The 5,480-nt window shown below is 57.0% G+C and carries 4 protein-coding genes and 2 pseudogenes; 5 read left to right on the forward strand and 1 reads right to left on the reverse strand.

Annotated elements, in window-relative coordinates; translation table 11 throughout:
- A pseudogene (locus tag I8N66_RS35805) lies at positions 1-394 on the forward strand (FAD-dependent oxidoreductase); the annotation flags it as partial.
- Between the two features lie 161 nt (positions 395-555).
- Here I8N66_RS35805 and I8N66_RS35810 read toward each other — a convergent pair.
- Positions 556-1,458: a LysR substrate-binding domain-containing protein gene (locus I8N66_RS35810; protein WP_291164828.1), complete on the reverse strand. Its 903-nt coding sequence runs from the start codon at positions 1,456-1,458 to the stop codon at positions 556-558.
- A gap of 102 nt (positions 1,459-1,560) precedes the next feature.
- Between I8N66_RS35810 and I8N66_RS35815 the strand changes: the two genes are divergently transcribed.
- The 4 genes and pseudogenes from I8N66_RS35815 to I8N66_RS35830 all read left to right on the forward strand — a co-directional run.
- Positions 1,561-2,910 carry an FAD-binding oxidoreductase gene (locus I8N66_RS35815; protein ID WP_291164831.1) on the forward strand — a complete coding sequence of 450 codons (1,350 nt, stop codon included), beginning with the start codon at positions 1,561-1,563 and terminating at the stop codon, positions 2,908-2,910.
- Between the two features lie 23 nt (positions 2,911-2,933).
- Positions 2,934-3,806, forward strand: a complete 873-nt coding sequence (locus I8N66_RS35820; RefSeq protein WP_291164834.1) for a dihydrodipicolinate synthase family protein — start codon at positions 2,934-2,936, stop codon at positions 3,804-3,806.
- Between the two features lie 40 nt (positions 3,807-3,846).
- Positions 3,847-4,730 (forward strand): annotated as a pseudogene (locus tag I8N66_RS35825) (aldehyde dehydrogenase family protein); the annotation flags it as partial.
- A gap of 241 nt (positions 4,731-4,971) precedes the next feature.
- The coding region (locus I8N66_RS35830; protein ID WP_291164837.1) for a transposase at positions 4,972-5,480 on the forward strand (509 nt) is incomplete at its 3' end.

Consider the following 5,480-nt stretch of genomic DNA (forward strand, 5'->3'; position numbering starts at 1 on the left):
GGGCCAACTGGTTTGCCAGGGAAGACCAGGAGCGCGAGTACCGCTATTCCTGGAAAAGGCAGAACTGGTTCGAGAACCAGAGGGACGAGCATCTCGCCGTTCGAAACGGCGTCGGCCTGTTCGACATGACCTCCTTCGGCAAGATCCGGGTCGAAGGGCGCGATGCGCTTTCGTTTCTCCAAAGGCTCTGCGCCAACCAGATCGACGTGCCGGTTGGTCGCATAGTCTATATACTCAAATGCTGAACGATCGTGGCGGCATCGAGAGCGACCTGACGATCACGAGGCTTTCACCGACGGCCTTCTTTGCCGTGGTTCCGGGCGCAACTCTTCAGCGTGACCTCGCATGGATGAGCAAACATTTGTGTCCCGAGGAGTTCGTGGTCGTCACCGACATACGACACGTTGTCTTTACCAATTCCGCGGTCAGCCGAAATAAAAAGATCACTGACATTAAGCAGCCTCATACCACGGCATTGTTGAAGCTCCCGGCGTGCATCTTCGTTGATCACACATCGACTGACTTGCGGTGGACGCACTTCAGGCAAGCCGTTGGCTAAGAAGCCTGAGCCTCTTCCACCACCCATTCTACAAGTAGTTGCATTGCCGCCGACTTCGAACTCCGCTCATTCGCGATCAAAAAGAAGGCGCTTTGCGTCCGAAGCTCCACTGCCAAGGGCCGCACGAGTAACTTGTCGCGCCGAAGCAAATCTGTGGTCAGCGCCCAACCCAGGGCGACACCTTCGCCGGCGAGGGCGGCCTGGATAGCTAATTGATAGTCGTTGAAGACAACATCCGGTTCAATCACTGATGACGCGCTATTGAGCATCCCCAGCCATTCGCTCCACCCCATGCGTTTACGATGTGGGTCGAATGAGTGGATGAGCCGATGTCCCGCCAGATCGTCAACGGAATGCATCGAAGGTTTACTGGCCAGATAGGCCGGCGAGCAGACCGGAAAAACTATTTCGTCGCACATATACCAGCTATTGGGCCGCTCGAAGCGTCGCTGCCGCACCCAGATCGTCATGTCAACCTGATGATCAGGTTCAACGTCACGGTCGGTGGTAACAATTTTGATTTTGATGCCAGGATGGCGCTGCTGAAAAGTCGATAGTTTGGGGACCAGCCAATGCGCCGCGAGGGACGTCGAGGCCGCCACGGTAATGTAGTGAGTGTCGTTCGAAGTGATGGTCTTTAGGCTCTGTTCAATGCGCTGAAAACTGGAGCGAACGCTATCGTAAAGCAACCTTCCTGCCTCGGTAAGCTGCACTCCTCTATTGTCGCGCACAAACAAATCCACTTTGCAGTGACGCTCAAGGGCCTTGATCGCATGCGAAATGCTCGGTTGCGTGACGTTCAATTCCGCAGCGGCGAGTTTGAAATTGAGATTCCTGGCTGCAGCTTCAAACACAAATAGTGATTGAGAAGAAGGCAGCATATAGCGAAGCTTTGACATGAGCTGGATTTATATCAGGCGTCTTCTTTTTCGTCTACAGTGTGATCAGAATGACGACTACTTTCTTGGAACCGTAAAACACGGCTTGCCAGAGAGAAATGCATGAGTTCTGCAACCCATTACGACCGTCGCATCGCCGTACAGCCGCCGCAAATCGAGGCGACCCACTCCGGATGGTACCTTACATCGGGCCCGGAACTCCCGATCGTGCCTCTTCGCGGTGACGTGGAATGCGACTGCCTCGTGATTGGTGGAGGTTGGATGGGCTTGCATGCAGCTCGCCGATTTGCGGAGATTCAGCCGGACGCATCGGTTATTCTCGTCGATGCTGGCCGGATAGGAAACAATGCAGCCGGGCGGTGCATGGGCTTTGCGATCGATCTTGCGCACAATCCCCGCAAGCATGATTTTGTCGAGGACATCCAGGGCAACCTGGACGAACTTTCGGCAAATCTTGATGGGAACGCCTATCTCCGTTCGGCCGTCGAAGAACTCGGCGTCGAATGCGATTGGGATCCACAAGGTAAGTATCATAGCGCGGCGACCCACCACGGCGTCGCCGACCTCTTGAGCTTCTCGAAGGCACTGGATCGCATGGGGCAGCAGTATCGGTGGGTGGAGCGGGAAGAGATTCAGGCGATAACCGGTTCGAAGCATTATATCGCCGCCCTTCACCACCCAGGCACGATTCTCATTCAGCCCGCCAAATACCTGAAGAACGCGACGAGGCTGTTGCCGAGAAATGTTACAGTTCACGAAAACACTCCCATAACGGGCGTGCGGTATGGTTCGCCACGCCACACCTTCGAAGCTGCGACGGGCACTATCCGCGCCAAGAAAGTCATTATCTGCGCGGCCGGATACCTGACGAAGTTCGGCTTTTATCCGAACACCGCAATTCCCGTTTACACCTTCGCCAGCATGACGCGGCAGTTGACGGACGCGGAACTGGCAAGCGTCGGTGATCGCCCAGCTTACGGACTGATCCCTGCAGACAGTTTCGGAACCACTGTCAGAAGGACCGTAGATAACCGCTTGTTCCTGCGAAACGTCTACTCCTACGCAAACAACTTCAAAATGACGCTTCCTGAGGTGATGGATGCCCGCCAAAACCAGCTGGTAGCGTTCGACCGACGGTGGCCCGAACTTTCCAAAATCGGTTTCGAGGCAAGCTGGGGTGGTCTCCTTACCCTCTCGCAAAATGGTGGCATGGTTTTCGGGCAGTTGGCCGAAAACGTATACGGGGCAGCCTTCTGCAATGGGACGGGAGTGTCGAGAGGAACAGCCTTTGGGAAGGCGGTCGCAGAACTGGCGGCTGGCCGATCGTCGCCTGTGATTGAAATTCTAAAGCGGAAAATACCGCCGCGTCGAGCCTATCCGAAACTGATCACGTCCCTTGGGGTGCGCTTCGTAACCGGGCGACGGTTCAAGAAGGCCGGCGCCGAGGTTTGAGCGAAACTGAAAGGAACTTTATGATGGCAAATCTCGAAGGCATCAATCTTGCGATGCAGACGCCGTTCAACGACGACGGCGGCATCAATTTCAAGATCTACGAGGAACTCATCGACAAATACGTCAACGCCGGGGTTCATGGTCTGGTGTTGGGCGCGGGGACCGGTCAGCATCCCTACCTGACCGAAGAGGAGTGCAATCAGCTCTATGAGATCGGCACGAAGCGCATCGACGGCCGGTGCAAGGTCATATGCCAGTCGTCCGCTCTGAACGTGGACGAGGTCATCCGTCGCTCGAAGCACGCTGAATCGGTTGGTGCCGACGCGCTGATGATCCTTCCGCCCTACTTCGAGGGCCCATCAGATGATGACGGGCTGTTCGAATTCTACAAGGAAATCGACAGCGCGATCAGCATCGACATCGTCGGCTACAACATCCCGCAGGCCACCGGAATCTCCGTCTCGACCGACCTATTGAAGCGCCTCGTCGAGTTAAAGAACTTCAACTACATCAAAGACAGCGCTGGTGACCTTTCGACCCACCAGGAATATCTCCAGGTCACGCCCGGCGTTCTCAATGGCTGCGACACGACCACCGTCTACGCACTGATGGCCGGCACCAAGGGCGTAATCTGGGGCGGAGCCAACTACATGCCCTACGAAGCTGTCAAACTTTATGATCTAGTTATCAACAAGCGCCATTCCGAGGCCCTTGAGCTCTGGCAGCGCATGCTCCCGTCGCTTCTTTTCATCTGGAGAACGAAGTACACGCCTTCCGTTCTGCGGGCCTCCCAACTACGCGGCTACGGAACTGGTAACGTGCGCAAGCCGCTGAGCAAGATCAGCGCACAGGAAGACAAGGAGCTGCAGCGTGCCCTCGAGGCACTGAATAGATAATCAACTTATGGGAAGTGACGAGTTTCAACAGCGTGCCATTCGGAAGCCTGACCTTGCCAAGCTCGAAGTGCTCGACAACGGCAAACCCTTGCCGGAAGCCGAGTGTGCGACGCTGCTGGCTGTTTCGATTTTTATGCGGGCCTTGCCGAACAGCTGGACAATGGCCGCGAAGAGGCGCTCGATCTTCCCGATCCGCGGTTTTCGTCAAAAGTACTGAAGGAACCGGTTGGTGTGGCTGCGGCAATCATCCCCTGGAAATCCACTGCTGATGGCGGCTTGGAAAGTCGCGCCAGCACTCGCCGCTGGTTGCACGATGGTACTGAAACCATCGGAACTGACGCCCCTCACGGCGCTCGAGCTTGCTGCGATCGCTGACGAAATCGAGCTGCCTGCGGGCGTCCAAAATATCGTGCCAGGGCTGGGGGTGGAAGCCGGCCAGGCACTCACTGATCATCCCGGGATCGACAAACTCGCGTTTACCGGTTCTGTCCCGACGGGCTCGAAAGTCATGGCCGCTGCTGCGCGGGACATCAAACGAGTGAGCCTTGAGCTGGGGGGCAAATCACCCTTTATCGTCTTCGGTGACGCCGACATCGAACAGGCCGTCGAATGGATCATGTTCGGCATCTTCTGGAACCAGGGGCAGGTTTTTCTGCCACATCGAGAGTGTTGGTACAGGACCGGATATATGAACAGCTGCTGGCGCGCCTTCTCGTGGAGGCGAAGAAGCTTGCAATCGGTGACGGGCTCATAGTGGGCATGCTTCTTGGTCCCCTCGTATCAGAGCGCCAGTATGCCCACGTTCGGCGCGCTATTGCCGCTGCGCGAGACGCGGGTGCGACTGTCGCATATGGCGGCGAGCGTCCCGATGGCTTTGAAAAGGGATATTTCCTGCAGCCGACCATTCTGACTGCGATTCCGATCTGAAGCCGGCCACTATTCCGATCAAAATCCGGCCACCGTTCCGATTTGAAGCCGGCCACGATTCCAATCAAAGACCGGCCGGTTTCCGGCTCTGAAGATACCCCTTGGGTCAGCAACTTTGGCATCAAGCCTCCCGGTACACGAGGAGACTTTGATGCCAGCAAAGAGAAGGCTGACCATGCGACAATTACGACAGATGCTCCGGCTTGCCGGAAGCGGGACAAGCAGCCGAGAGATTGCGGTGATCCTCGGCGTTGCCCGCAGCACCGTCCAGGATAACCTGAAGCGGGCTGCGATGGCGGGGCTGAGCTGGCCATTGCCGGGAGAACTGACAGACGATGCTCTGGAGTCTCGGCTTTTCGCCCGCGCCGGCGTTAAGCAGGGCCAACGGCGACGTCACGAGCCGAACTGGGCGCAGCTCTCTATCGAATTGAAGAAGCCCGGCGTGACGCTGCTGATCCTGTGGGAGGAATATCGCGGCGTCCACCCCGACGGCTACGGCTACAGCCGTTTCTGCGAGCTGTTCCGTGGGTTCGAGCGGCGCCTGTCGCCGACGATGCGTCAGGAGCATGCGGCCGGCGACAAGGTCTTCGTCGACTATTCCGGCAAGAATGTGCCCCGCCTGGTCGTGCCCGACAATCTGAAGTCCGGCGTCAGCCGCGCCAGCTTAGAAGAAGCTCCTGAACTCGACATGGTAATCCGTCGAGACCCGCGCAAAGCGCCATTCGGCGAACTCGTACTCCTCGGCGG

Source organism: Ensifer sp. SSB1 (assembly GCF_016652895.1).
Lineage (GTDB): Bacteria > Pseudomonadota > Alphaproteobacteria > Rhizobiales > Rhizobiaceae > Ensifer.

Bases quoted from the DNA above. Each gene is read 5' to 3' on its own strand.
- I8N66_RS35810 (WP_291164828.1), bottom strand. From the start codon at position 1,458: ATGTCAAAGCTTCGCTATATGCTGCCTTCTTCTCAATCACTATTTGTG.
- I8N66_RS35815 (WP_291164831.1), top strand. From the start codon at position 1,561: ATGAGTTCTGCAACCCATTACGACCGTCGCATCGCCGTACAGCCGCCG.
- I8N66_RS35820 (WP_291164834.1), top strand. From the start codon at position 2,934: ATGGCAAATCTCGAAGGCATCAATCTTGCGATGCAGACGCCGTTCAAC.